The organism is Rhizobium sp. A37_96, assembly GCF_053521765.1.
Genome location: NZ_JBNWDS010000026.1, coordinates 1 through 26,927 on the forward strand (window position 1 = coordinate 1; position 26,927 = coordinate 26,927).

The window sequence follows — 26,927 nt, forward strand, 5'->3', positions numbered from 1 at the left end:
TCATGGGCGGCTATATCGCCGCGTCGACGGCGCTTTGCGATTTCATCCGCTCGTTCGCCTCCGGCTTCATCTTCACCACGTCGCTGCCGCCGGCGCTGGTGGCGGGCGCTGTCGCCTCGATCCAGCATCTGAAGGTCAGCCAGTTCGAGCGTGCCCGCCATCAGGATCGGGTGCGCCGGCTGCGGGCGCAGCTCGATGCCAACGGCATTCCGCACATGCCGAACCCGAGCCATGTCGTGCCAGTCATGGTCGGCGACGCGGCCAAGTGCAAGTGGATATCGGACCTGCTGCTGGATGCCGGCGTCTATGTGCAGCCGATCAACTATCCGACCGTGCCGAAGAAGACCGAGCGGCTGCGCATCACGCCGACACCGCTGCATTCGGATGGCGATATCGAGCAGCTCGTCGGTGCGCTGCACGCCCTCTGGTCGCGTTGTGCGCTCGCTAGGGCCGTCGCGTAAGAGACGGCTTTCCAAGGTCTGCCGTGCCGGATTCGACGGGCACGGCTTCCGCCCGAAAATCGACATGCAATTCATTGCGGAAGCGTTGGTGTTAAGCCAGCTTCCGCAATGATTTTTACGACGATGCCGTCAGCCGCGGCTTCCCAGGGCCAGGCGGCATGCGAGGCCGGCAAAGACCGTCGCCAGCAGATATTGCGGCAGCTTCGGAATACGCTTGATCGCCGAAAGCCGGCCCCGGATGTGGCTGCCGAGCAGGATGACGGAACCGTTCACAAAAAAGCCGATGCCGTTCAGGATAGTGGCGAGCAGCGCCATCTGCAGGATCATCGATCCGCCGGGATCGACGAATTGCGGGAAGAGGGCGAGCACGAACAAGGCCATCTTCGGATTCAGCAGGTTGGTCGCAAGGCCCTCGCTGAAGATGTGCCGGCCCGAAAGCCGCTTGAGCCCGGCCGAGGGCGCGAAGGCGGAGCCCTGCGAACGCAGGGTTTTGATCGCCAGATAGAGCAGATAGGCGCAACCGGCCCAACGCACGATTTCATAGGCAACAGGAACGGTCAGGAACAGCCGCGACAACCCGAGTGCCGCGGCCATGGCATGGCAATAGGTTCCGAGCGCAATGCCGGCATAGGTGAGGAAACCGGCGGACCGGCCCTGGCTGACGCTGCGCGAGGCGATGAGAAGCATGTCGGGGCCGGGCGTGGCGGTGAGCACCAGCGCCGCAGCGGCGAAAAGAATGAGGGTGGAGAAGTCCGGCATAGTGATTCCCTTGAAAGTGAGGCCGGAATTCCTCCCTATCACGATCGCCGGAAATGGCAACCGGCTATTCGCGGGGCGAGCCGGACGTGCCGATCGGTGATCGCTTTATGTCGGTCATTGCTTACGCTGCCTTGTCGCGCTGGGCGATGAGGACGGCCGCGCGGCTGCGCGCTTCGGCATCCGTGGCGAAGACGGCATCCATGCTTTCGGCACTGCCGGTCGCGATCATCTCGTCCATGACGGCTTCGGCGATATCGGCCATTTCGAGGAAGCCGATGCGGCCATCCACGAAGGCATGGAAGGCGATCTCTTCGGCGGCATTCATGATCGCGCCCTGCAGGCCGCCACGCTCCAGTGCGGTGCGGGCAAGGCGCAATGCCGGGAAGCGGATCTCGTCCGGCGCCTCGAAATCGAGCCGCGCGAGCTTGGCGAAATCCAGCCGGTCGACGCTGAGCCTGGTGCGGGCGGGGTAGGTGAGCGCATAGCCGATCGCCGTGCGCATGTCGGGACAGCCGAGCTGCGCCAGCACCGAGCCGTCCGTATAGCCGACCATGGAGTGAATGACGGATTGCGGGTGGACGACGACTTCGATCTGATCCGGCCGCACGTTGAAAAGGTGCTTGGCCTCGATCATCTCAAGCGCCTTGTTGAACATCGAGGCGCTGCCAATGGAGATCTTGAAGCCCATCGACCAGTTGGGGTGGGCGCGCGCGGTGGCGGGCGTGACATTGGCCATCTGCTCGCGCGTCCAGGTGCGGAAGGGGCCGCCGGAGGCGGTGAGGATGATGCGCTCAACCGCATGCTGCTGGTCGTCTTCCAGCGCCTGGAAGATGGCGCTGTGTTCGCTGTCGACCGGGATCAGCCGGCCGCCGCCTTCGGCAACGGCGCGCACGAAGAGATCACCCGCGGAAACGAGGCATTCCTTGTTGGCAAGGGCGATATCGGCGCCGCGGCGGGCGGCCGCCAGCGTCGGCGCAAGGCCGGCCGTGCCGACGATCGCCGCCATCACCCACTCCGAGGGCAGGGAGGCGGCTTCGATCAGGGCATTCTTGCCCGCGCCGACCGCGATGCCCGACCCGGCCAAGGTATCCTTCAGATCCTGATAGCGCTCTTCGTTGGCGGTGACGGCCAAAGTTGCACCGCAGGCCCTGGCCTGCTCGGCCAACAGCTGGATATTGTCATGCCCGGTGATCGCGGCGATATCGAAGGCGTCACGTCCGCCCAGTTGGGCAATGACGTCGAGCGTATTCTGGCCGATGGAGCCGGTCGAACCCAATATCGTCAGGCGACGACGCGCCGTGCTGCCGGTGTTCATTCAGGTATCCGCATTTGCTGCTGCTTTCCCCCAAGGCTCTACAGGGGATTGCGTGGAGCGGCAAGTCCGCCGCTGGTGCAACCTCATTCCACCGCCGTTGCGCGCCAAAGGCGAACTCACTGATTTGACGATATTTTCGGTCTTTATTGAACCAAATGCGCCGTGCCGCGTTTTCTGACCACTCGAATGCGGAGGGCGACGGATGGTTTTCAAGGCGGCGACGTTCCACGGCGCGGAACTTTATCTGGAAAGCGAGCAGACCAGGCGCTCGGCGCTCGAATCCGCCGTTGCCAATGCGCTTGCCGTTGCCGGCGGAATCGATGCGTCCGACGTCAAGGTCACCGCCGCCGGCCAGGAAATCCGCCTGGATGGCTCGGTGGCGACCCAGCAGGAGGTGAGCCGGGCAACTGCCGTTGCCGAGTCGATCCGTGGTGTCAGGCTGGTCAGGAACAGGATTGCGGTGGGGTGATCTATCGGTTTTCAGCCCATGTTCATGCTGCAGGCGATACGCATTGCCGGTGCATCGCATTTTAGAGGCAAGCGCATGAAAAAGCTCATGATGGCCGTCGCCCTGATGGGCATTCTTTCGGCTGCAGCGGACGCATCCGCACAAAACCATCCCGCCACATTTCGAGAAATTGCCACCGATCCGGCCGCCGCTTCGGCTTTCAGAGCGATGACCGAGGGTCATCGGTTGCCGGACTGGACCCACGGCAAGACCGTCGAATCCCCAAGCCATGAGATCATGTTCGACGGACGGAAGGTCTATGTGCTGAGCGCCTGCAAGCAGCATGACTGCGGCTCGGAACAGATCGCTGTGCTCTACGACCCCGACGGGAAGATCATGTATGGCCTGCTGCTGGTTGCCGATCAGAAAAGCAGAACGGAAAAGCTGACCTGGCTGAACATCGGCGGCGGCAAGGAATCGATCGACGGCAGGACCATTCTCTACGCGGCGCTGACGGGCAGCCTGGAGAACCATCCGGATGCGTTCGATTATAAATAAGATGTCCGGCGGAAGGCCAATTTGAAGGTGAGGGATGGTGATCTCGACGCGATTCGAACGCGTGACCCCCAGATTAGGAATCTGGTGCTCTATCCTGCTGAGCTACGAGACCACTTGCGTTGATCCATACAAAAGCGCGGGCAGGAAGCCAAGCCCTTTTGCGTTGCAGTGACAATCTGGTTTCATCGTTTCCCGCGCTCCGGCAAGGTGCGCGGGAAATGAGGCACGGAGGCCTCAGGCGTTGAGGCGCTGTTCGGCAAGCCGTACCCAATAGGAAATGCCGTGGGCGATGGCTTCGTCGTTGAAGTCGTAGGCCGGGTTGTGCAGGCCTGCCGTGTCGCCGTTGCCGACGAAGATGAAGGCGCCGGGGCGGGCGAGCAGCATGTAGGAGAAGTCCTCGCCGCCCATCATCGGGTCGATATCCGGAATGACGTTGCCAGCGCCGGCGATTTCCTCGGCGACGGCGATCGCGTGATCGGTCTCGTCGGCATGGTTGAAGGTGACCGGGTAGTTGCGCTGGAATTCGATCTCGGCTTCCGCGCCGTGGCTGGCGGCGATGCCGGATACGATCTGCTTGAAGCGCTGTTCGGCGAGATCGCGCATTTCGGGATCGAGCGTGCGCACCGTACCGGCGAAGCTCGCATCGTTGGGGATGACGTTGTGCGCGTTGCCGGCATTGAACTTGGTGACGGAGACGACGACCGATTTCAGCGGATTGGCGCTGCGCGAGGCGACGAGCTGCAGGTTGGAGATGATCTGCGCGCCGATGGCGATCGGGTCGATCGTCTTGTGCGGCATGGCGGCATGGCCGCCGAGCCCCTTGATGGAGACGGTGAATTCGTCCGTCGCCGCCATGATCGGGCCCTTGCGGATGGCGAAATGGCCGACGGGCAGGCCGGGCATATTGTGCATGCCATAGACCTCGGCGATCTGGAAGCGCTCCATCATGCCGTCCTTGACCATGGCGTCGCCGCCGGCGCCGCCCTCTTCGGCCGGCTGGAAGATGACGGCGATGTTGCCGTTGAAGTTACGGTTCTCGGCGAGATATTTCGCGGCGCCCAAAAGCATGGCGGTGTGGCCGTCATGGCCGCAGGCATGCATCTTGCCGGGCGTTTCGGAAGCATAGGGCTTGCCGGTAATCTCGGTCAGCGGCAGGGCGTCCATGTCGGCGCGCAGGCCGACCGTGCGACCTTCGCCCTTGCCGCGGATCAGGCCGACGACGCCGGTGCGGCCGATGCCGGTCACCACCTCGTCGACGCCGAAGGAGCGCAATTTCTCGGCCACGAAGGCGGCGGTATTCTCAACCGCATAGAGAAGTTCGGGATGCGCATGGATATGGCGGCGCCACTCGGTCACTTCGCCCTGGAGTTCTGCGGCTCTGTTCAAGATCGGCATGCTGATGTTCCTGCTGCTCAATATCGGTTCTGGTTCAACTCACGGATCCGTCGCACGGCTTCGGCCAGCTCAATGAGGCCTTTGCGGCGTGCCGTCGGGAAATAAAGTCGTCAATCGCCTTTGCCTTCTCCTAGCCATATAGGTTAAATAGACGAAGCTTTCGAGAAAATTCCGGACTTCTGAAGGATAGATCGTGCCGACGAAGCAGAATCGTTTGTATGCCGCCCTGCGGCTCGTTCCTATGGCCGCAGCAGCATCCATGCTTTTCCTGTCGACCGCGCAGACGGCCGGAGCCAATCCGCATATTCTCGTCGATGTCAGCACCGGGCGCGTGCTCGACCAGCAGGAGGCGTTTCGCCGCTGGTATCCCGCCTCGCTGACCAAGCTGATGACGACCTATGTGACGTTCCGGGCCATCCAGTCCGGCCAGATCACGCTCGACACGCCCGTCGTGATGTCGAAGCTTGCATCGGCCCAGCCGCCGGCGAAGATGTACTTCAAGCCGGGCCAGAAGATGACGCTGGACAACGCGCTCAAGATGATGCTGGTCAAATCGGCAAACGATCTCGCCATGGCCGTCGGCGAAACCGTCGGCGGTTCGCAACAGAGCTTCGTGGCGCGGATGAATGCGGAAGCCGCCCGTCTCGGCATGCGCGATTCGCATTTCATCAATCCGAACGGCTTGCCCGGCAAGGGGCAGTATACGACCGCGCGCGATCTCGCCATTCTGAGCGTGGCGCTCCGCCGCGAATTTCCGCAATATGCCGGCTACTTCTCGCTGGAAGGCTTCACGAACGGCGTGAAGCAGGTGCCGAACATCAACATGCTCATCGGCCGCTTCGACGGCGCCGACGGCATGAAGACCGGCTTCATCTGCGCGGCCGGCTTCAACCAGATCGCCTCGGCAACCCGCAACGGCCGCACGCTGATCTCGGTCGTCCTCGGGACGGACAGCCTCGCGGCGCGCGCCGACGATTCCGCCAATTTCCTGGAAAAGGGCTTCCAGAACCAGCTTTCCGGCCGCGACACGCTGGCGACCCTTCGCCCCGATGCGCCGATCACGAGCGATGTCGCCGATGTCACCGCCGACATCTGCAGCGCCAAGGGCGCGCAGGCGCGCAGCGAGACCCGCGATCCGTTCGGCCGCACCAAGGTGCAGTCGCCCTATATTCATGAAATGGATCACGAACCGAATTTCGTCTATGCCGGCCTGATCGGCGGCCAGGATATCGCGACTGCCGCCAAGGGCGACAAGGACGATGCCGCGGCCAAGGGCGACAAGGCGATCAAGGGCGACAAGATCGCCGTGTCCGGCAGCGCCTCCAATGTGCCGATCCCGATGCCGCGTCCCACTTTCTGATATCGGATCTTACCCATGAGCGTTTCGCAGCAAAGAGTTCCGGTTGCCATCCTGACCGGCTTTCTCGGGGCGGGAAAATCGACCCTGCTCAACCGCATCCTCAAGGACGAGGCCATGCGCGAGGCGGCCGTCATCATCAACGAGTTCGGCGATGTCGGCATAGACCATCTGCTGGTGGAAAGCTCCGGCGATTCCATCATCGAGCTTTCCGATGGCTGCCTGTGCTGCACGGTGCGCGGCGAACTGGTGGATACGCTGGCGAACCTGATGGACGCCATGCAGACCGGCCGTATCCGGCCGCTGAAGCGCGTCGTCATCGAAACGACCGGCCTTGCCGATCCCGCGCCCGTCATGCAGTCGATCATGGGCAATCCGATCATCGCCGCCAATTTCGACCTGGACGGCGTCGTCACGGTGGTCGACGCGGTCAACGGCCTGCAGACGCTCGACAACCATGAAGAGGCGCGCAAGCAGGTGGCGGTTGCCGACAGGCTGATCGTGTCCAAGACTGGGATTGCTGGCGCCGCGCCCGAGGGCCTGCTCGAAAGCCGGCTGAGGGCGCTCAATCCGCGCGCGCAGATCTTGAATGCCGACAGTGACGAGGCCGGCCGGGCCGCCATTCTCATCAACGGTCTCTATGATCCGGCGTCGAAGATCGCCGATGTCGGCCGCTGGCTGCAGGATGAGCTGGAGGCCGACGATCACCACCATCACCATGACGACCACGATCATCAACATCACGATCACCATCATGGCGATCACGGGCACCATCATCATCACGGACACCACCACGGCCACCGGCACCAGCACGCCCATGACGTGAACCGTCATGACGGATCGATCCGGTCGTTCTCGATCGTGGAAACCCAGCCGATCGATCCGATGGCGCTGGAGATGTTCATCGATCTGCTGCGTTCGGCCCATGGCGAAAAGCTGCTGCGCATGAAGGCGATCGTTGCCGTGTCCGACCGGCCCGAGCGCCCCGTCGTGCTGCATGGCGTGCAGAACATCTTCCATCCGCCGGTGCGGCTGCCGGCCTGGCCCGATCCCGAGGACCGGCGCACGCGCATGGTGATCATCACCAAGGATCTGACGGAGGATTTCGTAAAGGGCCTGTTCGACGCCTTCCTCAGCAAGCCGCGCGTCGATACGCCGGATCGTGCGGCGCTGCAGGACAATCCGCTCGCCGTGCCGGGGATGAGGTTTTAGGGGCTTGGGGATGCCTCGCCATCGGGCGATGAGCGTTGCCGGAGAAATGCTGTCATTTTCTCATGGTCTTTCAATTCGCCGTAGGCCGCCTTGTCCGTTTTGAAGAAACGAATGATCGGCGGCTTTTCGTGAAGCTGGCCGGCGGGCATGGATTATCCTCTCTCCTTGGGGAGAGGGCATGGTGAGGGGGCTCACGCCGAGCGCGGACTATTTTGCCCTTCAAAGAATTTCAATTTGCCGTGCCTCCCCCTCATCCGCCCTTCGGGCACCTTCTCCCCAAGGGGAGAAGGCGGAATGCGGGCTTTCTTATCCCTTGCGGATCACGAAGCGATGGCCGCTTTCCGTCTTCTCGCTGGCGAGAAGCGTATGGCCTTTTTCATTGCAGAGATGCGGGATGTCGATGACGGCAAGCGGGTCGGTCGTCTCGACCGTCAAGGTCGCGCCGCTCGTCATGCCGCGCAGGCGCTTTTCGGTCTTGATCGCCGGATAGGGGCACTTCAGCCCGCGCAGATCGTAGATCTCGGTATCCGCGTTATTCACTCTTGGCCCAGAACTTCCAGAAAGGCGGCTTCTTGGCTTCGGTCTGTGCTGTCTCGACAGCCGGGCTCGGCGCATAGGCGAGCGGATTGAGGCCCGGATTCATCGGATTTGCCATCGGGATCGGCACATTTGCCGGAATGTTGGCGGCGACGACAGGGCCGGCGGGCTGCTGTCCAGCCATTGCCGGAGTTGCCGCTGCCGGATTGGCAGCCGCAGGGGTCGCCGTTGCCAGGCGAATGCTTGCCGTCGACGGATTGGTGCTCGGGCTGAGCACCGTACCGCCGCGCGCGACCTGCTGTGCCGACTGGTTGGACATCATCGCCTCGAGATCGGCGACCTTCATCATCTTGCCGGCGGCAAGAGCGGTGCCGGTCGGTGCATAGGCGAGATCGTGGCCCTTGCGCTGCTTGGCGACCACCGCCTTGCGCTCGGCTTCGGTCGGGTCGTACCACGCCATGTCGTCGTACTTCTTCATGGCGACGGCATAATCGGCCTGGTATTGCTTGTCATAGGTCGAAAGCGCCACCTGCAGGGCGGGCGGCGTGGTCATCACCGGGCATTTTCCGCCGGCGTTGAACGGGCCGCTGGCCTGCTGGTTGAAGACGTATTTCTTCTCGCAGACCTCGACCTCAGGCGGTCGCTTGGTGACTTCGAAATTGTCGTAGCCGACCTTCAGCATCTTCCAGAAGTCGATGTTGGGGCTGAGGCGGTGCTTCCACATGTTTTCCGCAGTCATGCGGAAGGGAAAAGCCTCGAGCTGGATGGCCTTCTGGCCGCCCTTGAAGGCGTCGCGGGCGAAGGCGTAGATTTCCAGCACCTGCTGGTCGGTCATCGAATAGCAGCCGGACGAGGAGCAGGCGCCATGGATCATCAGATTGGCGCCGGAGCGGCCGTTGGCGGCGTCGTAGCGGTTCGGGAAACCGGTGTTGATGGCGAGATAATATTTCGAATTCGGGTTCAGGTTGGCCGGCGTCAGCATGTAGAAGCCTTCCGGTGCCTGCCGGTCGCCTTCCTTGACCTTCGGGCCGAGACGGCCGGACCAGGCGCAGATCTTGTAGTCCGCGATGACTTCGAAGCGGTTGCTCTGGTTCGCCTTCAGGATCTCCATCGCACCTTCTTCCTTGAAGATGCGGATCATGATCGGCGAATTGCGGTCCATGCCTTTCTGGGCCATGTCCGCCAGGATATGGCTCGGAAGCGGCTGCTCGACCTTGTTTTTGACCGTCGACAGGTCGACCGACGCTGTATCCAGCGCGTCGTTGCAGCCGGCGAGGGTCAGCGCCATCAAAGAGACGTAGGCAAGGTGACGGATGCGCATTCTGACTTGGCCCATAAATGCGAAGAGTGGCAGCTCGATCTGTTTCGCCACTCCCCTCGAAGCATGAAACGGAATCATAGACGGTTTATACTTGAAAATTCCTTACCAGCCTATGACGTGCCCGCGGCGCGTCGGCAAGCTTTTCTTTCCCATAAAAGCTTCGATAACGGAAATGTGGCCAAGGTTTGGCCTCATTCCCGTTTTTCGCGATCACATTTTCTGAATGCGCCTCTGAGGAGCAGCTATCCGGCCGAAGCCGGACTGCGGCCGTATCGGCTCACCTTTGACCGCAGTCGCAAGGTGCGAGGCGGCCTGCCGGGGCCGACGGATAACCTAGAGATTGCGACCCATGGAAAGGAATTTCTGGCGCCGGTCGTTGCGCAGCTGTTCGCCCGAACGGCTGGAAAGCTCGCCGAGCGCGTTGGCAATCGTGTCGCCGGCCGAAGCGATGACCGTCGCGGGATCGCGATGCGCGCCGCCCAGGGGCTCGGGGATGATGCCGTCGATGATGCCGAGGCCCTTCAGGTCTTCGGCCGTTATCTTCATGTTGGTCGCGGCTTCCTTGGCGCGGGTGGAATCGCGCCACAGGATCGAGGCCGCACCTTCGGGCGAAATCACGCTGTAGATCGAATGTTCGAGCATGTAGACGCGGTTGCCGACGGCAATCGCGATGGCGCCGCCGGAACCGCCTTCACCGATGACGATGGAGACGATCGGCACTTTCACGCCGAGACACATTTCGGTGGAGCGAGCGATCGCCTCCGCCTGACCGCGCTCTTCCGCACCCACGCCCGGATAGGCGCCGGCCGTGTCGACCAGCGTGATGACCGGCAGCTGGAAGCGATCGGCCATTTCGAGGATGCGGATCGCCTTGCGATATCCTTCCGGCCGGGCGCTGCCGAAGTTGTGCTTCAGGCGGCTCTTGGTGTCGTTGCCCTTTTCCTGGCCGATGAGGGCGACGGGCTGGCCGCGGAAGCGGGCAAAACCGGCCTGGATGGCGGCATCCTCGGAAAATGTGCGGTCGCCGGCGAGCGGCGTGAATTCGGTGAACAGCGTACTGGCATAGTCGACGAAATGCGGGCGCTGCGGATGGCGCGCGACCTGCGTCTTCTGCCAGGCATTGAGCTTGGAATAGATATCGACGGTCGCCTCGCGCACGCGGACTTCAAGCCGGCTGACTTCGTCCGATGTGTCGATGCTTTCGTCTTCGCTCGCCAGTTTCTTGAGCTCGTGAATCTTGCCTTCGAGATCCGAGATGGGTTTTTCGAAGTCCAGATAATTGTGCATGAGGTGCGTTTCCGATCCTTTTGCCCGTGACGAGAGACGGCGGCTTTAGCCTGTATGCCGGTCCTAATCCTGTTTTTTTGCCTGTTTGGCAAGGGGGTGATGCGTCTGGACCAGCTGATGAAGGCGTTCTTCCAGTACATGTGTGTAGATTTGCGTGGTCGAAATGTCCGAATGGCCGAGAAGTTCCTGCACCACGCGCAAGTCCGCCCCGTTGGCGAGAAGATGGCTGGCGAAGGCATGGCGCATCACATGCGGCGAGATCATCGAAGGCGTCAGGCCGGCCCGGATCGCAAGATCCTTGAGGTCGCGCGCGAAGACCTGGCGCGGCAGGTAGCCCTGTTTGGACGCGGCGGGGAAAAGCCATGGGCTTTCGGGGGCGGGATGCCTGGCGCTTGCCGCAACCTCGGCCTGCAGCCGTCCGTAGGCTTTCAGGGCTGAAATGGCCGATTGCGATAGCGGCACCAGCCGTTCCTTGTTTCCCTTGCCGCGGATAATCAGGAAACGCCCTTCCTGATCCAGCACCTTTGCCGGCAACGAAACGAGCTCGCTGACACGCATGCCCGTGGCGTAGAGCATTTCCAGAAGCACCAGCATGCGCTGGCGCTGCAATCGATCCGGCCCTTCGGGCGCGGCCTCCTGCTCGGCCTGGGTGAGGAGCCTCGTCACTTCCTCGACGCCCATGGTCTTTGGAAGGGCACGGCCTTTCTTGGGCGCGTCGAGGATTCCGGTGGGATCGTCCGTGCGCAGGCCTTCGGCATAGAGGAATTTGTAGAACTGCCGCATGGCGGAAAGCCGCCGCGCCTGGGACGATGGCTTAAAGCCCTGGCTCGACAGGCTGGAAAGATAGGCGCCAAGATCGTTCGGTCCCGCTTCGGTCAGGCGGACGCCGCGCCCGGACAGAAAGGAATGGAGATCGTCGAGATCGCGCTCGTAGGATTGCAGCGTGTTGACCGCCGCGCCGCGCTCGGCGCTCATCATCTCCAGAAAGGCTTCCAGATGCGCTCGGCTCAGATCCCTCGCGCCGGCTTTTACGGTCGTGGCTTGTGCGCTCATGGTTTCAGCGAGCCGGTTGTTGGCGGATTGATGCGTTCGGGCGGAATGCGGATCGTCACGTCGCGCGGCTGCGGATCGACGAAGAGGACGAGCGCCCACATCGCTCCATATATCGATCCGGCGATGACCGCGCAGATGACAAGGAAGCGAAACAGTGTCGGCATTCGAAAACTCTCCTTCTCTCGTCCGTTGGCCCGGCGATGCGCTACAATTATGTCCTTCAAGGGTTAGCTGAAGGATATTGCAGACATGTTTACGCCGCGGCGTCTTGACGCTACCGGCGCATTTGACGATACCGTTTCCAAAGAAATTGTGAATGGGCCGATGAGTGAACACGTTCTGACTCTTGCCGAAAGCCTGAAAGACCGGGCGCGTGACGCGCTGGGTCAGCGCAATCTCGTTCTGGTCGGGCTGATGGGTGCGGGAAAATCTTCGATCGGCCGGCTTCTCGCTCAGCAGCTCGGCATTCCCTTCGTCGATACGGATGTCGAGATCGAGCGCGTCTCGCGCATGACGATCACCGAATTGTTCGCCGCCTATGGCGAGCAGGAGTTCCGGGCGCTGGAAACGCGCGTTATCAAGCGGCTGCTGCGCGGCGGCCCGCGCGTGGTCTCGACGGGCGGCGGCGCCTTCATCAACGACAGCACGCGCATGCATGTCAAGCGCGGCAGCCTCTCCGTCTGGCTCAAGGCCGATCTCGACGTGCTCTGGGACCGGGTCAACAAGCGTGACACGCGTCCGCTGCTCAAGACCGAGAATCCGAAGCAGACCCTCGAGAACCTGATGAATGCGCGCTATCCGACCTATGCGGAAGCCGATCTCACGGTTCTCTCCCGCGATGTGGGCAAGGAGGTCATGGTCAAGGAAGTCCTTGCCGCCATCGCCGAGGGAAATACAGCAGAAAGCAAAGCACCATGAATGCGATCACACCGGCCACCGCGGAACGTCTCGTGCGCGTGCCTCTCGGCGAGCGCGCCTACGACATCCTGATCGGCCCCGGCCTGATCGCCCGCGCAGGGCGCGAGATCGCCGCGCGGCTGAAGGGGCGAAGGGCTGCCGTCATCACGGATGAAAACGTCGGCCCGCTTTATCTCGACTCCCTGGTCGCGAGCCTTGAAGCCGAGGGTATCCAGGCATCCAGCCTCGTGTTGCCGGCCGGCGAGAAGACCAAGAGCTTCGAGCATCTCATGACCGTCTGCGATGCGGTGCTGACCGCGCGCGTGGAGCGCAACGACGCGGTGATCGCGCTCGGCGGCGGCGTCATCGGCGATCTCGCCGGCTTTGCCGCCGGGATCGTGCGCCGCGGCGTTCGTTTCGTCCAGGTTCCGACATCGCTGCTGGCGCAGGTGGATTCGTCGGTCGGCGGCAAGACCGGCATCAACACCCATCACGGCAAGAACCTGGTCGGCGTCTTCCATCAGCCGGATCTCGTGCTCGCCGATATCGATGTGCTGAATACGCTCAGCGAGCGGGAGTTCCGCGCCGGTTACGCCGAAGTCGCCAAATACGGCCTGATCGACAAGCCGGATTTTTTCGCCTGGCTCGAGGCCAACTGGAGGCAAGTCTTTGCCGGCGGCGCGGCGCGCATCGAGGCGATCGCGGCAAGCTGCCAGGCAAAATCCGATGTGGTCGTTGCCGATGAGCGTGAGAACGGGCCGCGGGCGCTCCTCAATCTCGGCCACACCTTCGGCCACGCGCTGGAAGCGGCCACCGCTTACGACAGCCGCAGGCTGGTGCATGGCGAAGGCGTGGCTATCGGCATGGTGCTGGCGCATGAATTCTCCGCGCGCCTCAATCTCGCAAGCCCGGATGATGCGAAGCGCGTCGAGGCGCATCTGCAGGCCGTGGGCCTGCCGACGCGAATGGGCGACATCCCCGGCGATCTGCCGCCGGCCGAAACGCTGATGGACGCCATTGCCCAGGACAAGAAGGTCAAGAGCGGCAAGCTCACCTTCATCCTCACGCACGGTATCGGCCAGTCCTTCGTCGCCGACGATGTGCCGTCTTCCGAAGTCTTGAGCTTCCTGAAGGAAAAGCATCCCTGATGACGGTCGAGGGCACGCTGGCTGTATTGTTCGAATATTGGCCCGAGATCGCCTCGATCGTCGTGCTCGTGCTGCTGTCGGCATTCTTCTCCGGTTCGGAAACGGCGCTGACCGCCGTTTCCCGAACCCGAATTCACACGCTTGAGGCCAATGGCGACGAAAATGCCGGGGTCGTGCGCCGGCTGATCGAGCGCCGGGACCGGCTGATCGGCACCTTGCTCATCGGCAACAACCTCGCGAACATCCTTGCCTCTTCGCTTGCGACCAGCGTGTTCCTCGGCCTGTTCGGCAATTCCGGCGTGGTAGTGGCGACGGCTGCGATGACGGTCATCCTCGTCATCTTCGCCGAAGTGCTGCCGAAAAGCTGGGCGATTTCGACGCCGGATCGCTTTGCGCTCAACGTGGCTGCGCCGGTGCGGCTGTTTGTCGCCATCGTCGGGCCGGTATCGAGTTTCGTCAACGCCATCGTCCGCTGGATCCTCGGCCTGTTCGGCATCAACCTCTCCAAGGAGGTGTCGATGCTGTCGGCGCACGAGGAGCTTCGCGGCGCCGTGGACCTGCTTCACCGCGAGGGATCGGTGGTCAAGGCCGACCGCGACCGTCTGGGCGGCGTGCTCGACCTCGGCGAGCTGGAGCTGTCCGACATCATGGTTCATCGCACGGCGATGCGCGCCATCAATGCCGACGATCCGCCGGAGGTGGTGGTGCGCGCCATCCTCGACAGCCCCTATACGCGCATGCCGCTCTGGCGCGGCTCGATCGACAACATCATCGGCGTCGTCCATGCCAAGGATCTGCTGAGAGCGCTGGCGGAGCCCGATGTCGAGCCGGAAAATCTCGATATCGTCAAGATCGCGCAGAAACCATGGTTCGTGCCCGACAGCACCAATCTGGAAGACCAGCTCAATGCCTTCCTGCGCCGCAAGCAGCACTTTGCCGTCGTCGTCGACGAATATGGCGAAGTGCAGGGTATCGTCACGCTGGAAGACATTCTGGAGGAGATCGTCGGAGACATCGCCGACGAACACGATCTCGATATCCAGGGCGTTCGGCAGGAGGCCGATGGTTCGATCGTCGTCGACGGCGTCGTACCGATTCGCGACCTCAACCGCGCGCTCGACTGGGATCTGCCCGACGAGGAGGCGACGACGATTGCCGGTCTTGTCATCCACGAATCGATGACCATCCCGGAAGAGCGTCAGGCATTCACCTTCTATGGGAAACGCTTCATCGTCATGAAGCGGGAAAAGAACCGCATCACCAAGCTGCGCATTCGCCCCGCCGAGGCGGAAGAGATCAAGCCCGAATAAGTTCCGTCTTCTGCAGGGTCACCAGCGCACCGCTTCGCCCGGCGCCGCAGGCTCCACGGCAAGCGCATGCAGGCCGGCATCCAGCTCCGGCTTCAGCAACTCGTTGATTGCCCGGTGGCGCGCAAGGCGCGGCATGCCGGTAAATTTGGCGGAAACGATGCGAATTCTTATATGGGTCTCGCCGGTTCCGGTCATGTCGGGCTGATGGCCGGCATGCAGGTGGCTTTCATTGATGACGGCGAGGCGCTCGGGCGCGAAAGCCTGGTTGAGCTTCGTCTCGATGCGGGATTTAAGTGTCGTTTCCATGTTCCCGCGTCGATCTCCGTTGCGAAAAAAAGGTTCTCACAAAGCCTGCAACATTCCCATTTGTCAATTCTTGTTGTGGGCCAATCGAGGCCCCATAATTAGGCCATCATGGGACTTGATTCAAAATATTTCGATCGCATCCGTACCCGCCGCAAACGCCCGCAGGAGCCCGAGCAGGGGCCGCCGACGTGCCAATGGGACGGCTGCGACAAGCACGGTACGCATCGCGCTCCTGTCGGGCGCAATGCGGAAGGGCAGTTCTTTTTGTTCTGCTTCGAGCACGTCAAGGAATACAACAAGGGCTACAACTATTTCTCCGGCCTCTCGGATGGAGAGATTGCGCGCTACCAGAAGGAAGCCATCACCGGCCATCGTCCGACCTGGACGGTCGGTGTCAACAAGGCCGCCAAGAACAGCCCGCTCCATTCCGACGTCCGCTCCGGCGCCTATTCCCGCGTCCGCGATCCTTTCGGCTTCGTCAAGGAAGGGGAGGGACAGGGTCGGGGACCGCGTTTCCCGCAGCAGCGCAAGCTGAAAACGCTCGAAGCGAAAGCGTTCGACACCATGGGGCTTGGCGCTGCCGCCACGGCGCCCGAAATCAAGCGCCGGTACAAGGAATTGGTCAAAATGCACCATCCTGACGCCAATGGCGGCGATCGCGGCTCCGAGGAGCGCTTCCGCGCGGTCATCCAGGCCTATCAATTATTGAAACAGAACGGTTTTTGTTAATTCCTGTCCTTGCTCTCCGCCTTCAATCAGGTATGGTCCAAATCGGCTGAAGCCGCGGGCAACCGCGGCAGGGTGCGCATTTGGCTGGCTGCACCTCGGCCAACTTTCCGGACGCGGCGTTTCTTGTCCGGGACTCTGTTCAAGGATGCTCGCAAGCGATCATTTCATCGCGCCGAGATTTTGCTTTAGTCCCGGAGAAGTATCGCCGCTGTTCCGACCGAACGGATGCGGGCAACAAAGCTGCGGCGTTTCGGATAACACGGCTGAGATTGATATGGCTGGGTGAGAGCACCCGCCCTGGAGACATGATGAGCAAGATTGACCTTGATATTTCCGAAGTTCCCGACACCACCGTTTCGGTCCGTGACGTTTTCGGCATTGATTCCGACATTCGCGTTCCCGCCTACAGCCAGGGCGGCGCTTACGTACCAGACCTGGATACGGACTATCTCTTCGACCGCGAGACCACGCTCGCCATCCTCGCCGGCTTTGCGCACAACCGCCGCGTGATGATCTCGGGCTATCACGGCACCGGCAAATCCTCTCACATCGAGCAGGTGGCCGCACGCCTCAACTGGCCCTGCGTTCGTATCAACCTCGACAGCCATGTCAGCCGTATCGATCTCGTCGGCAAGGACGCGATCGTCGTCAAGGATGGCCTGCAGGTCACCGAGTTCAAGGACGGCATCCTGCCCTGGGCCTACCAGCACAATGTCGCGCTCGTCTTCGACGAATACGACGCCGGCCGCCCGGACGTGATGTTCGTCATCCAGCGCGTGCTGGAATCCTCGGGCCGCCTGACCCTGCTCGACCAGAGCCGCGTCATCCGTCCTCACCCGGCTTTCCGCCTGTTCGCGACCGCCAACACCATCGGTCTCGGCGATACCACGGGCCTCTACCACGGCACGCAGCAGATCAACCAGGCCCAGATGGACCGCTGGTCGATCGTGACGACGCTGAACTACCTGCCGCACAACAACGAAGTCGATATCGTTCTGGCGAAGGTGAAGTCCTTCCGCACCGACAAGGGCCGCGACACGGTCTCGAAGATGGTGCGCGTTGCCGACCTGACGCGCGCGGCCTTCATGAACGGCGATCTGTCGACCGTCATGAGCCCGCGTACCGTCATCACCTGGGCCGAGAATGCGGAGATCTTCGGCGATGTCGCCTTTGCTTTCCGCGTCACCTTCCTCAACAAGTGTGACGAGCTGGAGCGGCCGCTGGTCGCCGAGCACTATCAGCGCGCCTTCGGTGTCGAGCTGAAGGAAAGTGCCGCCAACATCGTGCTCGAAGCCTAAGGAAGAGCCGACACATCATGTCAGGTCGCGGAGATAATTCCAGAGCGAAGCCGGGTGCCCCGGTGGACATGGAGCCGTTGCGCCGGGCGATCACCGGCTGTGTCCGCTCGATCGCCGGCGACGCCGAGGTCGAGGTGGCCTTCGCCAATGAACGCCCGGGGATGACCGGCGAGCGCATCCGCTTGCCGGAGCTTTCGAAGCGGCCGACGATGCATGAGCTGGCGGTGACGCGCGGCCTCGGCGATTCGATGGCGCTGCGGCTGGCCTGTCACGACGCCCGTGTCCATGCCGTCATGGCGCCTCAGGGCGCCGATGCCCGCAGCATCTTCGATGCCGTCGAGCAGGCGCGCGTCGAATCGATCGGTTCGCTGCGCATGAGCGGCGTTGCCGCCAACATCAGCTCGATGAATACGGAAAAATATGCCAAGGCAAATTTTTCCGGCATCGAACGGCGTGAAGACGCGCCGATCGGTGAAGCCATGGCCATGATCGTGCGCGAGAAGCTGACCGGCCAGAAGCCGCCGGAAAGCGCCGGCAAGGTGCTGGACCTGTGGCGTCCCTTCATCGAGGAAAAGGCTGGCGGCGACCTCGACAACCTGCTTTCGACCATCAACGACCAGCAGAGCTTTGCCCGCGTCGTCCGCAATATGCTGACGGCCATGGAAATGGCCGAGGAATATGGCGACGAGCAATCCGAGCCCGACAGCGAGGAACAGCCGAGCGAAGAGGACAAGCCGAACGGCGAAGATCAGGATAACGACGAGGCCAACCAGGACGAAGGCTCCGATGCCGCTCCTGCCGAAGACAGCGAAGCCTCGGACGAGCAGATGGAGGATGGCGCGACCGAAGACGGCGGTGAGATCTCCGACGAGGACATGAGCGAGGAAGGCGAGGAGGACTCGGAAACGCCGGGCGAGACCCGCCGTCCGAATACGCCTTTCGCCGATTTCAACGAGAAGGTCGATTATCACGTCTATACGGAGGAGTTCGACGAGACCACGACGGCGCAGGAACTGTGCGACGTGGCTGAGCTCGAACGCCTGCGCGCCTTCCTCGACAAGCAGCTCGCGCATCTGCAGGGTGCGGTGGGACGACTTGCCAACCGTTTGCAACGCCGCCTGATGGCGCAGCAGAACCGCTCCTGGGACTTCGACCTGGAAGAGGGCTATCTCGATCCGGCACGCCTGCCGCGCCTGATCATCGACCCGACGCAGGCGTTGTCCTTCAAGATGGAGCGCGATACGCAGTTCCGCGATACGGTCGTGACGCTGCTGATCGACAATTCCGGCTCGATGCGCGGACGGCCGATTACGGTTGCCGCTTCCTGCGCCGATATCCTGGCGCGTACGCTGGAGCGTTGCGGCGTGAAGGTCGAAATCCTCGGCTTCACCACCAAGGCCTGGAAGGGCGGGCAGGCGCGCGAGAAGTGGCTTGCCAGCGGCAAGCCGCAAACGCCGGGCCGGCTGAACGACCTGCGCCACATCATCTACAAGTCGGCAGACGAGCCCTACAGACGGTCTCGCAGCAACCTCGGACTGATGATGCGCGAAGGCCTGCTCAAGGAGAATATCGACGGCGAGGCGCTCATCTGGGCGCATAACCGTCTCCTTGGACGCCGCGAGCAACGCCGTATCCTGATGATGATCTCGGACGGTGCTCCGGTCGATGACTCCACGCTGTCGGTCAATCCGGGCAACTATCTGGAGCGGCACCTGCGCGCCGTGATCGATCAGATCGAGACCCGCTCGCCCGTCGAACTGCTGGCCATCGGTATCGGCCATGACGTGACGCGCTACTATCGCCGCGCCGTCACCATCGTCGATGCCGACGAATTGGCCGGAGCGATGACGGAGCAGCTCGCCTCGCTTTTCGAGGATCAGACGAGCATGCCGCGCTCGCGCATGCGCCGCGCGAGCTGAGCCCGCCGCGGCTCTTTTCGGCATCGGTCCCGCGGCCGGTGCCTTCTTCGCCTGGAGGCCCGGGTCGTCGGACCCTGCCGATTGCCGGGAACTATGCGTGCCTGCTGGCCGTGTTCGCCGGCCTGCTGACCGGCTGCAACTTCGGAAATGACGTGGATGCGGGCGGTCCGGCAGCTATCCAGGCCAGGATCATTTCCACTTTCAGACCGGGCTCCGATCAGACGCGCTTCGGTGCGCTGGAGTTTCTCGGCGGCCTGGAGCTCAGTTCGGACAATTCGCTTCTTGGCGCCATCTCCGCGGTCCGGTTTCGCCCTGACCAGCGGCATTTCATCTCCGTGCTGGATACCGGCCACTGGCTGACAGGCGCGATCGAACGTGACGACAATGGCCGGCTGAAGGGCATCAGCGATGCGCGAATCATGCCGATGATCGACCGCGACGGCAGCACCGATGCCGGCAAGGGATCGATGGATGCGGAGGGGCTGGCGCTGCGCGGCGATCATGTCCTTGTCAGCTACGAGCAATATCATCGCGTCGATGTCTATCCCGATCCCGGCTTCGAGATTTCACCGCCGGACGGCACCATGCCCCTGCCGATCCCGAGATGGCAGCTGCGCGCCAACCGCAGCCTCGAGGCGCTGATGATCGCGCCGCAATCGAGCCCGCTCGCGGGGGGTGCCGTCATCGTCGCGGAAGATAGCCTGGACGATGACGGCAATATGCTCGCCGCTGTTCTGGATGGGCCGCTACAGGGTCGCTTCACCGTTCGGCACTATGGCGGTTTCGATGTCAGCGACGGCGTTTTTCTGCCGGACGGGGACCTGCTGCTGCTGGAGCGCCGTTTCGGGCTGATGCACGGCCTTGGCGTGCGTATCCGCCGAATAGCCGGCGCGGATATCAAGCCGGACGCGGTCGTGGACGGCAAGGTGATCTTCGAGGCCAGCTCCAGGGACCAGATCGACAATATGGAAGGCATAGATGTCTTCCGGGCCGGCGACGGCTCCCTTCACCTCGTCCTGGTCTCGGATGACAATCACTCGATCCTGCAGCGCAGCCTGATGCTGGAATTCAAGCTGCATGATGAGAGCGTCGTGAGCCAGAATTAGAAGCGGCAGGGGTCGATTCCGCCTGCCGCCGTTCTCTCGTATTCAGGAATGCTCTTCCGCCGTAGGCGGCGCTGCGGACTATCGGCTTCTCAGGCCGTGGGTGCCTGCGACATCGGCTTCAGCATGTTCATCAACGCGCCATAGGGCAGCAGCATGACGAGGCCGACGGTCACCTTGACCGAGAAATCGCCGATTGCCCAGGAAATCCAGCGCGGTGCCGTCGTCGAGAACACACCGAGGATCGGAGCCCATTCGATCGCGAAGGGATCGTTCGGCCCGAAGAAGACGAAGAGGGGGGCGAAGGCGAAGGAGAAGAAGATCAGCGTGTCCAGCATCGAGCCGATCAGCGAGCCGAACAGCGGCGCGCGCCACCAGGCCATGCGGCGCAGGCGGTTGAAGACCGAGATATCGAGGAGCTGGCCGGCGAGATAGGCGGAACCGGAGGCGATCGCGATGCGCGGCTGTGCCGTATAGAAGGACAGCGCGACGCCGACGACGAAGCCGGCAAACACGACCTTGCGCGCGGCCTTCGGGCCGAACTGGCGGTTTGTCAGATCGGTGATGAGGAAGGCGACCGGGTAGGTGAAGGCGCCCCAGGTGAGGATATCCGCGAGATTGATGCCGGCGATCGTCGCCTGCAGCGGATACTGCACGAGGATATTGGAGGCGACGACGACCAGCGTCATCAGCAAGACGTAGATAAGGGTATGACGTGCTGTCAGCATTTTTTTATCCTGGGAGATGCCACCAGTTGAAGAAACCGGACATGGAAAAAGGCTTGTCCGGATACGATCCGTGCAAGCCTCTTAAGCCCGTATGACGTCGCTAAGTGCTATCGCTTAAGCAGCGACGACGGCAGCTTCAGCAGACTTCTTGACGATCTGACGACGCAGCAGGCGAGCGCGCATGCTGAGTTCGTTTTCGCTTGCCTTGATGAGGAAGGCGTCGAGACCGCCGCGATGTTCGACCGAGCGAAGCGCTGCAGCGGAAACGCGCAGACGATAGCGCTGGCCGAGAACGTCGGAGATCAGCGTGACCTGGCAGAGGTTCGGCAGGAACCGACGCTTGGTCTTGTTGTTGGCGTGGCTAACGTTGTTGCCCACGAGGACGGCCTTGCCGGTCAATTCGCACATGCGGGACATGGTACACCTACTTTTGTTTTTCTCGGCCACTGAATAAGCATCCCGAGCAAAACCCGGCGTGCAATCCAACAGGCCATAATTGGAAAGTTGCGGTTCTATAGTCAGAGCGGCCGGCCACGTCAAGCCAAACCTTGTGTTTTCCCGCAATTCCGTCAAAAAGCTGCTGTTCTCTGGCGCTCGCAGCGGGCGAGTAAAGCACTATATATCTTGCCTGATCCTCGTTGAAGGCCTTGATCATGGTTCAAATTCGCAAGTGGCTTGTTATTTCAGCGATCGTTGCGTCGATGCCGTCGGTGGCATTGGCCGACGTGCTGCGGCATGAAACGCGCTATCGCGTTTCGCTGGCTGGCCTGCCGATCGCCAGAGCGGATTTCAAGACAGAGGTCACCGGCAAGCAATTCACCATCCGAGGCGATATCACCTCCGCGGGTCTTGCCGATCTTGTCACCTCCATCGATGCCAGGACTGACGTGACCGGCGTCGTCGATGAAAACAGGCTGCAGGCGACTCACTACTCGCTGTTCTACAAGAGCGGCAAGAAAGAACGCACCTACGATGTCGCCTATACCAACGGCAATGTGACGTCGAATACGATCACGCCGGAGCCGAAGCGGCCGGACAGCTGGATCCCGCTTTCCGAAGGGGACCTGAAGTCGGTGCTCGATCCGATTTCGGGCATGATCTTTCCGATCACGCCCAACCTCAACCTCTGCAACCAGACGCTGGCCGTCTTCGATGGTGAGATGCGCATGGATCTGAAATTGTCGCCGAAGGGATCGCACCCGTTCTCGACCGATGGCTTCAAGGGCAAGACCATTGCCTGCGCGGTGCGCTTCACGCCGAAGAGCGGCTACAAGGGCACGCGCAAGGATTATCTCTATCTCGCCAAGAGCGACAACATGGAGATCTGGTTTGCCAAGGCCGATGCCATGAATGTATATGCTCCGGTCTACGTTCGCATTCCCACGCAATACGGGACGGTGACGATCACGGCCGTAAAATACGGCAGCTAGCGGATGGAGGGCGTCCGCAGCGATACGCTGGGGGCAGGGGTGAAATTTCGCGCGACATTGACGGGCTTCTCGGCCATCGTGATGTGGTCGTTTCTGGCGCTTCTGACGGTGGCGTCCGGCAGGATGCAGCCGTTTCAGCTGCTTGCCATCTGCTTCGCCATCGGCAGCATTCCCGGCATCGTCGTGCTCCTGCTGAGGCCGGAGCGCTTACAGCTGCTGCGCCAGCCCGCAAAGGTCTGGATAACAGGCATTGTCGGCCTGTTCGGCTATCACTTCCTCTATTTCACGGCGCTGCGGCATGCGCCGGCGGTGGAAGCGGGGCTGATCGCCTATCTCTGGCCGTTGCTGATCGTCGTCGGCTCCGCGCTCCTGCCCGGCGAGCGGCTTCGCTGGTATCATATCCTCGGCGCCTTGATGGGGCTGGCGGGTACGGTTCTGATCGTCGGCCGCAACGGCTTCCATTTCGAGGGCGCCTATGCCGTCGGTTACGGCGCGGCTTTCCTCTGCGCCTTCACCTGGTCCGGCTACTCGCTGATCACGCGCCGCTTCGAGGCCGTTTCCACCGACGTCGTCACCATATTCTGCCTCGTCACGGCCATTCTCTCCCTCTTCTGCCACCTTGGGCTGGAAGAAACGATCTGGCCGGAGAGCCTGACGCAATGGATCGCCGTACTCGGTCTCGGCCTTTTCCCCGTTGGCGCCGCCTTCTATGCGTGGGATTACGGCGTCAAGAACGGCGACATTCAGATTCTCGGCGCGGCGAGCTATGCCGCACCGCTGTTGTCGACATTGATCCTGACGCTGTTCGGCTTTGCCGAGCCGAGCTGGGGCATCGCGCTTGCCTGCCTGCTCGTCACCGGCGGCGCCGTGCTGGCCGCGCACCGCATGATCCTGCGCCGGGGCGATACCGAACAGGCGCAGGCCGAAGCGGCGGAATAGCTCCGCCGCCATCGATGCCAGCCATTCCCGACGTTATTTCTTGAAGACCTTTTCCAGGAAGGCCGCGAGCGATGGCCTCCAGACGTCCATCTCGTGCTGGAGATCCGGATATTCGTGATATTCGTGCTTGATTTTCTTCTCTTCCAGCGTCGCCTTGAGGCCTGCCACATCCTTGCCGACCACCTGGTCGTTGCTCCCGACCGTTACCGTGAAGTTGTGGAGTGCCTTGTTGATCTTGGCTGGCTCGTTCAGCACGGCGTCCACGGTCTTGTTGGGTACGGTCGTCGTGCTGACGCCGCTGAAGGTTGCGACCCAGCCGAAGGTGTCCAGATGCGAAAGACCGGAGACGAGGGCCTGATACCCGCCCTGTGACAGGCCGGCGACGGCCCGGCCCTCGGCGTCGTTCCGCACTCGGTAATGCTTCTTCATATACGGGATGAGATCATCGGTCAGCTCGCGATCGGCCGCTTCGGCATTCGCGGGATAGAAATTCGCGCGGCGATCGGCGGCGGGGAAATTCTCGGCGATCGCGTCCGGCACATCGGTCTCCGTATCGGGGATGACGACGATCATCGGCTCGATCTTCTTCTCGGCAAGGAGATTGTCGAGGATCTGCGGCGCGCGGCCCTGCCCGACCCAGGAACCGACCGTATCGCCGAAGCCGTGGTAGAGATAGAGCACGGGCAGCGGCTTGGAGGAATCGGTGTAGCCGGGCGGGGTGTAGACATACATCTGCCGTTCCGAAGCAAGCGCCTTGGAATGCAGGGTCACCAGCCGCAGGTCGCCATGCGGCACATTGCGGATATCGAGAATGCCGCCGGGCACGAGGACGAGACTGGTGTTGACCTGCCGCTGCGGTTTGGGTGCGTTGGTGCCGGTGTCGATGCTGCGGAAGCCGTCGACGTTGAAGTAATACTCGTAGAGATCGGGTTTCAACACCTCTGTCCTGACGCTCCAGGTGCCATCGTCACCCTTTTGCATGGCCATGGGATCACGCGAGCCGAGAGCGACGGAGACCGCCTTTGCCGTCGGCGCATAAAGGCGGAACGTGATCGACCCGTCCTTTTCGACCGACGTTACGAAGTTTTTCAAGGGCCGGTCTGCCGGCGGCGAGGCCGGTGCGTCAAGGGCGAGGACAGGGGCGCTCATGACACAGCCTGCCGCGACGAGCAAAGGAAACAACACGCGCACGAAGAAACCTCCTCCAGTTGAATCAATTCTCTCTCTCCCCGTGTAAAGCTGAGACAGCGCAGAGCTTTTTCAAGGCTGCCGTTCCGCGCCGTCTGGCCGCATCCTGCGTGATGTCAATGAAAGGCAAGGAGGCTCAGCCGGAAGCAGGCTTCCAGTCCGGCGGGGCCATTTCGAAGCTCGAAAATTCGAAGCCGGGCGCGACCGTGCAGCCGACGAGTGTGAACTCGCCGAGGCTTTCGGCCGATTGCCACCAGTTGGCCGGAATGACGGCCTGCGGGCGCTCGCCCCTTGCCAGATCCGTGCCGAGAACGAGCCTTTCGCTGGCCGTGCCATCGGCCGAGCGATGCAAGGCGAGGGGCGCGCCGGCATAGTAATGCCAGACCTCGGCTGCGTCGTGTACCCGGTGCCAATGCGAGCGCTCGCCGGCCTCAAGCAGATAGTAGATCGCGGTGGAATTGCCGCGTGCTCCGCCACTCTCATCGCGAAAGGTCTGCACGTACCAGCCGCCTTCCGGATGCCGCTGCATGGAAAGCGTTTCGATAATCTCTTTCGCCTGCATCAGAAATTGTCCTTGCGCTTGCGGATCTCGGCGAAGACCTCGTCATTGCCGCGGCTTTCCATCAGCAGGTGGCGGCGGATGGCGGGATCGGCGGCGCGCAGGAACGGGTTCGTCTCCTTCTCAAGCGCCAGCGTCGTCGGGATGGTGAACTTGCCTGCCGCCCTCAGCGCCTCGATATCGGCGGCGCGTACCTTCAGCCGCTCATTGTCGGGATCGATGGTCAGCGCGAAGCGGGCGTTGGAGAGCGTATATTCGTGGCCGAAGTAGACAGCCGTTTCGTCCGGCAGGACGGCAAGCTTCTGCAGCGAGGCCCACATATCCGCCGGCGTGCGCTCGAACAGGCGGCCGCAGCCGAGCGCAAACAGGGTGTCGGCGGCGAAGAGCAGCTTGTCGTCGACGAAGTGGTAGCAGACATGGCCGGCCGTGTGGCCGGGCGTCTCGATGACGTTGACCGTATGGCCGGCGAATTCGAAGGTATCGCCGTCGCCGACGGCGCGATCGAGGCCGGGAATGGCGACGGCCTCGTTGATGGGGCCGATGATCTCGCAGCCGAACTGTTCCTTCAGCGCCAGATTGCCCTCGACGTGATCGGTGTGATGATGGGTCGTCAGGATGTGGCTGAGCGTCCAGCCGCGACGATCTGCCGCCTTCAGGATCGCATCCGCATCCGGTGCGTCGATCGATGCCGTCAACCCGGTCTCGGGATCATGGACCAAGACGCCGTAGTTGTCGGAACGGCAGATAAATATCTCTAATTCCAATGGTTTCATGATCGAAATCGTCCTCGTCTTTTGGGTTGGTACAGAATGTAAGCCGTTCGGCCTTGAAGTCCAACGCTCGGCTGATAACATTTGTTTCGATGCACGCCGATATTGTCGATCTCCGTCAGTTCTATCATTCCGAGCTCGGTCGCTTGGCGGAGCAGTCGATTGCCATGGCGCTTTCCTCCATTTGGGCGCGCATGCCGGAGGAGCGTCTTGTCGGCCTCGGCTATGCCGTTCCCTATCTCGATCGCTTCCGCGCCGATACCGAACGCACCTTCGCCTTCATGCCGGCGGGGCAGGGCGCGGTGAACTGGCCGCTGGGCTCGGCATCGTCGACGGCCCTGATCTTCGACGAGGAGCTGCCTTTGCCCGACAGTTCGATCGACCGTGTGCTGATGGTGCATTCGCTGGAATTCGCCGAAAGCCCGCGCGAGACGCTGAAGGAGCTTTGGCGCGTGCTGGCGCCGGGCGGGCGGCTCGTCATCGCCGTGCCGAACCGACGCGGCGTCTGGGCGCGCATGGAGCATACGCCGTTCGGTTCCGGCCGGCCCTATTCGCGCGGCCAGCTGACCTCGCTGCTGCGGGAGACCAATTTCACGCCGGGCGCAACGGCCGAGGCGCTGTTCTTTCCGCCCTCGAAGCTGCGCACGGTGCTGCGCTTGCGCCGCGCCTTCGAGCGGGTCGGCCGCACCCTGTGGCCGGCCTTCTCGGGCGTCATCATCGTCGAGGCGCAGAAGCGGCTCTATCAGGGGCTGCCCGTTGCCGTTCGCGCCTCGCGCCGCGTCTTCGTGCCGGTGCTTGCGCCGCGCGGCATACCGACGACGCGCGATGGGGCCTGATACGATCGGCAAGGCCCTGACACTCGACAAATTTGTCAATCCGCATTAATGCGACGGGGTGTTT

30 protein-coding genes and 1 tRNA gene are annotated in these 26,927 nt (G+C 62.3%); 15 read left to right on the forward strand and 16 right to left on the reverse strand.

Features of this window, described 5'->3' with window-relative positions:
- A partial coding sequence (locus tag ACQZ6J_RS31870; protein WP_449086966.1) for an aminotransferase class I/II-fold pyridoxal phosphate-dependent enzyme occupies window positions 1–461 on the forward strand: 461 nt, incomplete at its 5' end.
- Between the two features lie 129 nt (window positions 462–590).
- Here ACQZ6J_RS31870 and ACQZ6J_RS31875 read toward each other — a convergent pair.
- Window positions 591–1,220 (reverse strand): LysE family translocator, encoded by a 630-nt coding sequence (locus ACQZ6J_RS31875; protein ID WP_449086967.1) that lies wholly within the window; start codon window positions 1,218–1,220, stop codon window positions 591–593.
- Window positions 1,221–1,341: 121 nt separating this feature from the next.
- Entirely contained in the window at window positions 1,342–2,535 is a 1,194-nt protein-coding gene (gene dxr / locus ACQZ6J_RS31880) for a 1-deoxy-D-xylulose-5-phosphate reductoisomerase (RefSeq protein WP_449086968.1), read from the reverse strand.
- A 202-nt stretch (window positions 2,536–2,737) separates the two neighbouring features.
- On the opposite strand from dxr, the gene ACQZ6J_RS31885 reads away from it, so the two are divergent.
- Window positions 2,738–3,004 (forward strand): BON domain-containing protein, encoded by a 267-nt coding sequence (locus tag ACQZ6J_RS31885; protein WP_449086969.1) that lies wholly within the window; start codon window positions 2,738–2,740, stop codon window positions 3,002–3,004.
- A gap of 75 nt (window positions 3,005–3,079) precedes the next feature.
- Complete coding sequence (locus tag ACQZ6J_RS31890) at window positions 3,080–3,541, forward strand: Ivy family c-type lysozyme inhibitor (protein WP_449086970.1); 462 nt, start codon at window positions 3,080–3,082, stop codon at window positions 3,539–3,541.
- Window positions 3,542–3,576: 35 nt separating this feature from the next.
- Here the strand turns inward: ACQZ6J_RS31890 and ACQZ6J_RS31895 are convergent.
- Both ACQZ6J_RS31895 and ACQZ6J_RS31900 read right to left on the reverse strand, forming a co-directional pair.
- A tRNA-Arg gene (locus ACQZ6J_RS31895) sits at window positions 3,577–3,653 on the reverse strand.
- A 122-nt stretch (window positions 3,654–3,775) separates the two neighbouring features.
- Window positions 3,776–4,936, reverse strand: coding sequence for a M20 aminoacylase family protein (locus tag ACQZ6J_RS31900; protein ID WP_163986992.1), 1,161 nt, complete (start codon window positions 4,934–4,936; stop codon window positions 3,776–3,778).
- Between the two features lie 193 nt (window positions 4,937–5,129).
- Here ACQZ6J_RS31900 and ACQZ6J_RS31905 point away from each other — a divergent pair, with 193 nt between their 5' ends.
- Both ACQZ6J_RS31905 and ACQZ6J_RS31910 read left to right on the forward strand, forming a co-directional pair.
- Window positions 5,130–6,296, forward strand: coding sequence for a D-alanyl-D-alanine carboxypeptidase family protein (locus ACQZ6J_RS31905; RefSeq protein ID WP_449086971.1), 1,167 nt, complete (start codon window positions 5,130–5,132; stop codon window positions 6,294–6,296).
- Window positions 6,297–6,311: 15 nt separating this feature from the next.
- Window positions 6,312–7,505, forward strand: coding sequence for a CobW family GTP-binding protein (locus ACQZ6J_RS31910; RefSeq protein ID WP_449086972.1), 1,194 nt, complete (start codon window positions 6,312–6,314; stop codon window positions 7,503–7,505).
- Here the strand turns inward: ACQZ6J_RS31910 and ACQZ6J_RS31915 are convergent.
- From ACQZ6J_RS31915 to ACQZ6J_RS31940, 6 genes are all read right to left on the reverse strand, one after another.
- Entirely contained in the window at window positions 7,502–7,654 is a 153-nt protein-coding gene (locus ACQZ6J_RS31915; RefSeq protein ID WP_449086973.1) for a hypothetical protein, read from the reverse strand. The genes ACQZ6J_RS31910 and ACQZ6J_RS31915 overlap by 4 nt on opposite strands.
- A 157-nt stretch (window positions 7,655–7,811) precedes the next feature.
- Window positions 7,812–8,045 carry a sulfurtransferase TusA family protein gene (locus ACQZ6J_RS31920; protein ID WP_449086974.1) on the reverse strand — a complete coding sequence of 78 codons (234 nt, stop codon included), beginning with the start codon at window positions 8,043–8,045 and terminating at the stop codon, window positions 7,812–7,814.
- Entirely contained in the window at window positions 8,038–9,363 is a 1,326-nt protein-coding gene (locus tag ACQZ6J_RS31925) for a L,D-transpeptidase family protein (protein WP_449086975.1), read from the reverse strand. The genes ACQZ6J_RS31920 and ACQZ6J_RS31925 overlap by 8 nt, the downstream gene beginning before the upstream one ends.
- 333 nt (window positions 9,364–9,696) lie before the next feature.
- Window positions 9,697–10,650 (reverse strand): acetyl-CoA carboxylase carboxyltransferase subunit alpha, encoded by a 954-nt coding sequence (locus ACQZ6J_RS31930; protein WP_163986986.1) that lies wholly within the window; start codon window positions 10,648–10,650, stop codon window positions 9,697–9,699.
- Between the two features lie 63 nt (window positions 10,651–10,713).
- Window positions 10,714–11,703, reverse strand: a complete 990-nt coding sequence (xerD, locus tag ACQZ6J_RS31935; RefSeq protein ID WP_449086976.1) for a site-specific tyrosine recombinase XerD — start codon at window positions 11,701–11,703, stop codon at window positions 10,714–10,716.
- Window positions 11,700–11,867, reverse strand: coding sequence for a hypothetical protein (locus tag ACQZ6J_RS31940; protein ID WP_204326564.1), 168 nt, complete (start codon window positions 11,865–11,867; stop codon window positions 11,700–11,702). The genes xerD and ACQZ6J_RS31940 overlap by 4 nt, the downstream gene beginning before the upstream one ends.
- Before the next feature lie 160 nt (window positions 11,868–12,027).
- On the opposite strand from ACQZ6J_RS31940, the gene ACQZ6J_RS31945 reads away from it, so the two are divergent.
- From ACQZ6J_RS31945 to ACQZ6J_RS31955, 3 genes are read left to right on the forward strand one after another with little or no spacing between them, the layout of a single operon-like run.
- A complete protein-coding gene (locus tag ACQZ6J_RS31945) occupies window positions 12,028–12,621 on the forward strand; it encodes a shikimate kinase (RefSeq protein ID WP_449086977.1) in 594 nt (197 codons plus the stop codon).
- Window positions 12,618–13,748: a 3-dehydroquinate synthase gene (gene aroB / locus ACQZ6J_RS31950; RefSeq protein WP_449086978.1), complete on the forward strand. Its 1,131-nt coding sequence runs from the start codon at window positions 12,618–12,620 to the stop codon at window positions 13,746–13,748. Before ACQZ6J_RS31945 ends, aroB begins: the two co-directional genes overlap by 4 nt.
- A complete protein-coding gene (locus ACQZ6J_RS31955) occupies window positions 13,748–15,058 on the forward strand; it encodes an HlyC/CorC family transporter (protein WP_163986982.1) in 1,311 nt (436 codons plus the stop codon). The genes aroB and ACQZ6J_RS31955 overlap by 1 nt, the downstream gene beginning before the upstream one ends.
- Before the next feature lie 18 nt (window positions 15,059–15,076).
- Here the strand turns inward: ACQZ6J_RS31955 and ACQZ6J_RS31960 are convergent, their stop codons facing one another.
- Window positions 15,077–15,364, reverse strand: coding sequence for a BolA family protein (locus tag ACQZ6J_RS31960; protein ID WP_163986981.1), 288 nt, complete (start codon window positions 15,362–15,364; stop codon window positions 15,077–15,079).
- 108 nt (window positions 15,365–15,472) lie between these two features.
- Between ACQZ6J_RS31960 and ACQZ6J_RS31965 the strand changes: the two genes are divergently transcribed.
- From ACQZ6J_RS31965 to ACQZ6J_RS31980, 4 genes are all read left to right on the forward strand, one after another.
- Window positions 15,473–16,093, forward strand: a complete 621-nt coding sequence (locus ACQZ6J_RS31965; RefSeq protein WP_163986980.1) for a J domain-containing protein — start codon at window positions 15,473–15,475, stop codon at window positions 16,091–16,093.
- A gap of 308 nt (window positions 16,094–16,401) precedes the next feature.
- Window positions 16,402–17,391: a cobaltochelatase subunit CobS gene (gene cobS / locus ACQZ6J_RS31970; RefSeq protein WP_163987355.1), complete on the forward strand. Its 990-nt coding sequence runs from the start codon at window positions 16,402–16,404 to the stop codon at window positions 17,389–17,391.
- Between the two features lie 17 nt (window positions 17,392–17,408).
- Complete coding sequence (gene cobT / locus ACQZ6J_RS31975; protein ID WP_163986979.1) at window positions 17,409–19,310, forward strand: cobaltochelatase subunit CobT; 1,902 nt, start codon at window positions 17,409–17,411, stop codon at window positions 19,308–19,310.
- A gap of 152 nt (window positions 19,311–19,462) precedes the next feature.
- Entirely contained in the window at window positions 19,463–20,416 is a 954-nt protein-coding gene (locus ACQZ6J_RS31980; RefSeq protein ID WP_449086979.1) for an esterase-like activity of phytase family protein, read from the forward strand.
- Between the two features lie 89 nt (window positions 20,417–20,505).
- Here the strand turns inward: ACQZ6J_RS31980 and ACQZ6J_RS31985 are convergent, their stop codons facing one another.
- Together ACQZ6J_RS31985 and rpmB are read right to left on the reverse strand one after the other, a co-directional pair.
- Window positions 20,506–21,141 carry a queuosine precursor transporter gene (locus ACQZ6J_RS31985; RefSeq protein ID WP_163986978.1) on the reverse strand — a complete coding sequence of 212 codons (636 nt, stop codon included), beginning with the start codon at window positions 21,139–21,141 and terminating at the stop codon, window positions 20,506–20,508.
- 114 nt (window positions 21,142–21,255) lie between these two features.
- A complete protein-coding gene (rpmB, locus tag ACQZ6J_RS31990) occupies window positions 21,256–21,558 on the reverse strand; it encodes a 50S ribosomal protein L28 (RefSeq protein WP_163986977.1) in 303 nt (100 codons plus the stop codon).
- A 236-nt stretch (window positions 21,559–21,794) separates the two neighbouring features.
- Here rpmB and ACQZ6J_RS31995 point away from each other — a divergent pair, with 236 nt between their 5' ends.
- On the forward strand, window positions 21,795–22,571 hold the full coding sequence (locus ACQZ6J_RS31995) for a DUF3108 domain-containing protein (RefSeq protein ID WP_163986976.1): 777 nt from the start codon (window positions 21,795–21,797) through the stop codon (window positions 22,569–22,571).
- A 39-nt stretch (window positions 22,572–22,610) separates the two neighbouring features.
- Window positions 22,611–23,510 carry an aromatic amino acid exporter YddG gene (yddG, locus tag ACQZ6J_RS32000; RefSeq protein WP_449086995.1) on the forward strand — a complete coding sequence of 300 codons (900 nt, stop codon included), beginning with the start codon at window positions 22,611–22,613 and terminating at the stop codon, window positions 23,508–23,510.
- A gap of 33 nt (window positions 23,511–23,543) precedes the next feature.
- On the opposite strand, the gene ACQZ6J_RS32005 is transcribed toward yddG, so the two are convergent.
- The 3 genes from ACQZ6J_RS32005 to gloB all read right to left on the reverse strand — a co-directional run bounded on the left by ACQZ6J_RS32005 (window position 23,544) and on the right by gloB (window position 26,030).
- On the reverse strand, window positions 23,544–24,659 hold the full coding sequence (locus tag ACQZ6J_RS32005) for an esterase (protein ID WP_449086980.1): 1,116 nt from the start codon (window positions 24,657–24,659) through the stop codon (window positions 23,544–23,546).
- Between the two features lie 175 nt (window positions 24,660–24,834).
- A complete protein-coding gene (locus tag ACQZ6J_RS32010; RefSeq protein WP_449086981.1) occupies window positions 24,835–25,260 on the reverse strand; it encodes a cupin domain-containing protein in 426 nt (141 codons plus the stop codon).
- Window positions 25,260–26,030: a hydroxyacylglutathione hydrolase gene (gene gloB / locus ACQZ6J_RS32015; protein ID WP_449086982.1), complete on the reverse strand. Its 771-nt coding sequence runs from the start codon at window positions 26,028–26,030 to the stop codon at window positions 25,260–25,262. Before gloB ends, ACQZ6J_RS32010 begins: the two co-directional genes overlap by 1 nt.
- A gap of 53 nt (window positions 26,031–26,083) precedes the next feature.
- Between gloB and ACQZ6J_RS32020 the strand changes: the two genes are divergently transcribed.
- A complete protein-coding gene (locus ACQZ6J_RS32020; protein ID WP_163986972.1) occupies window positions 26,084–26,863 on the forward strand; it encodes a class I SAM-dependent methyltransferase in 780 nt (259 codons plus the stop codon).
- Window positions 26,864–26,927 lie beyond the last annotated feature (64 nt).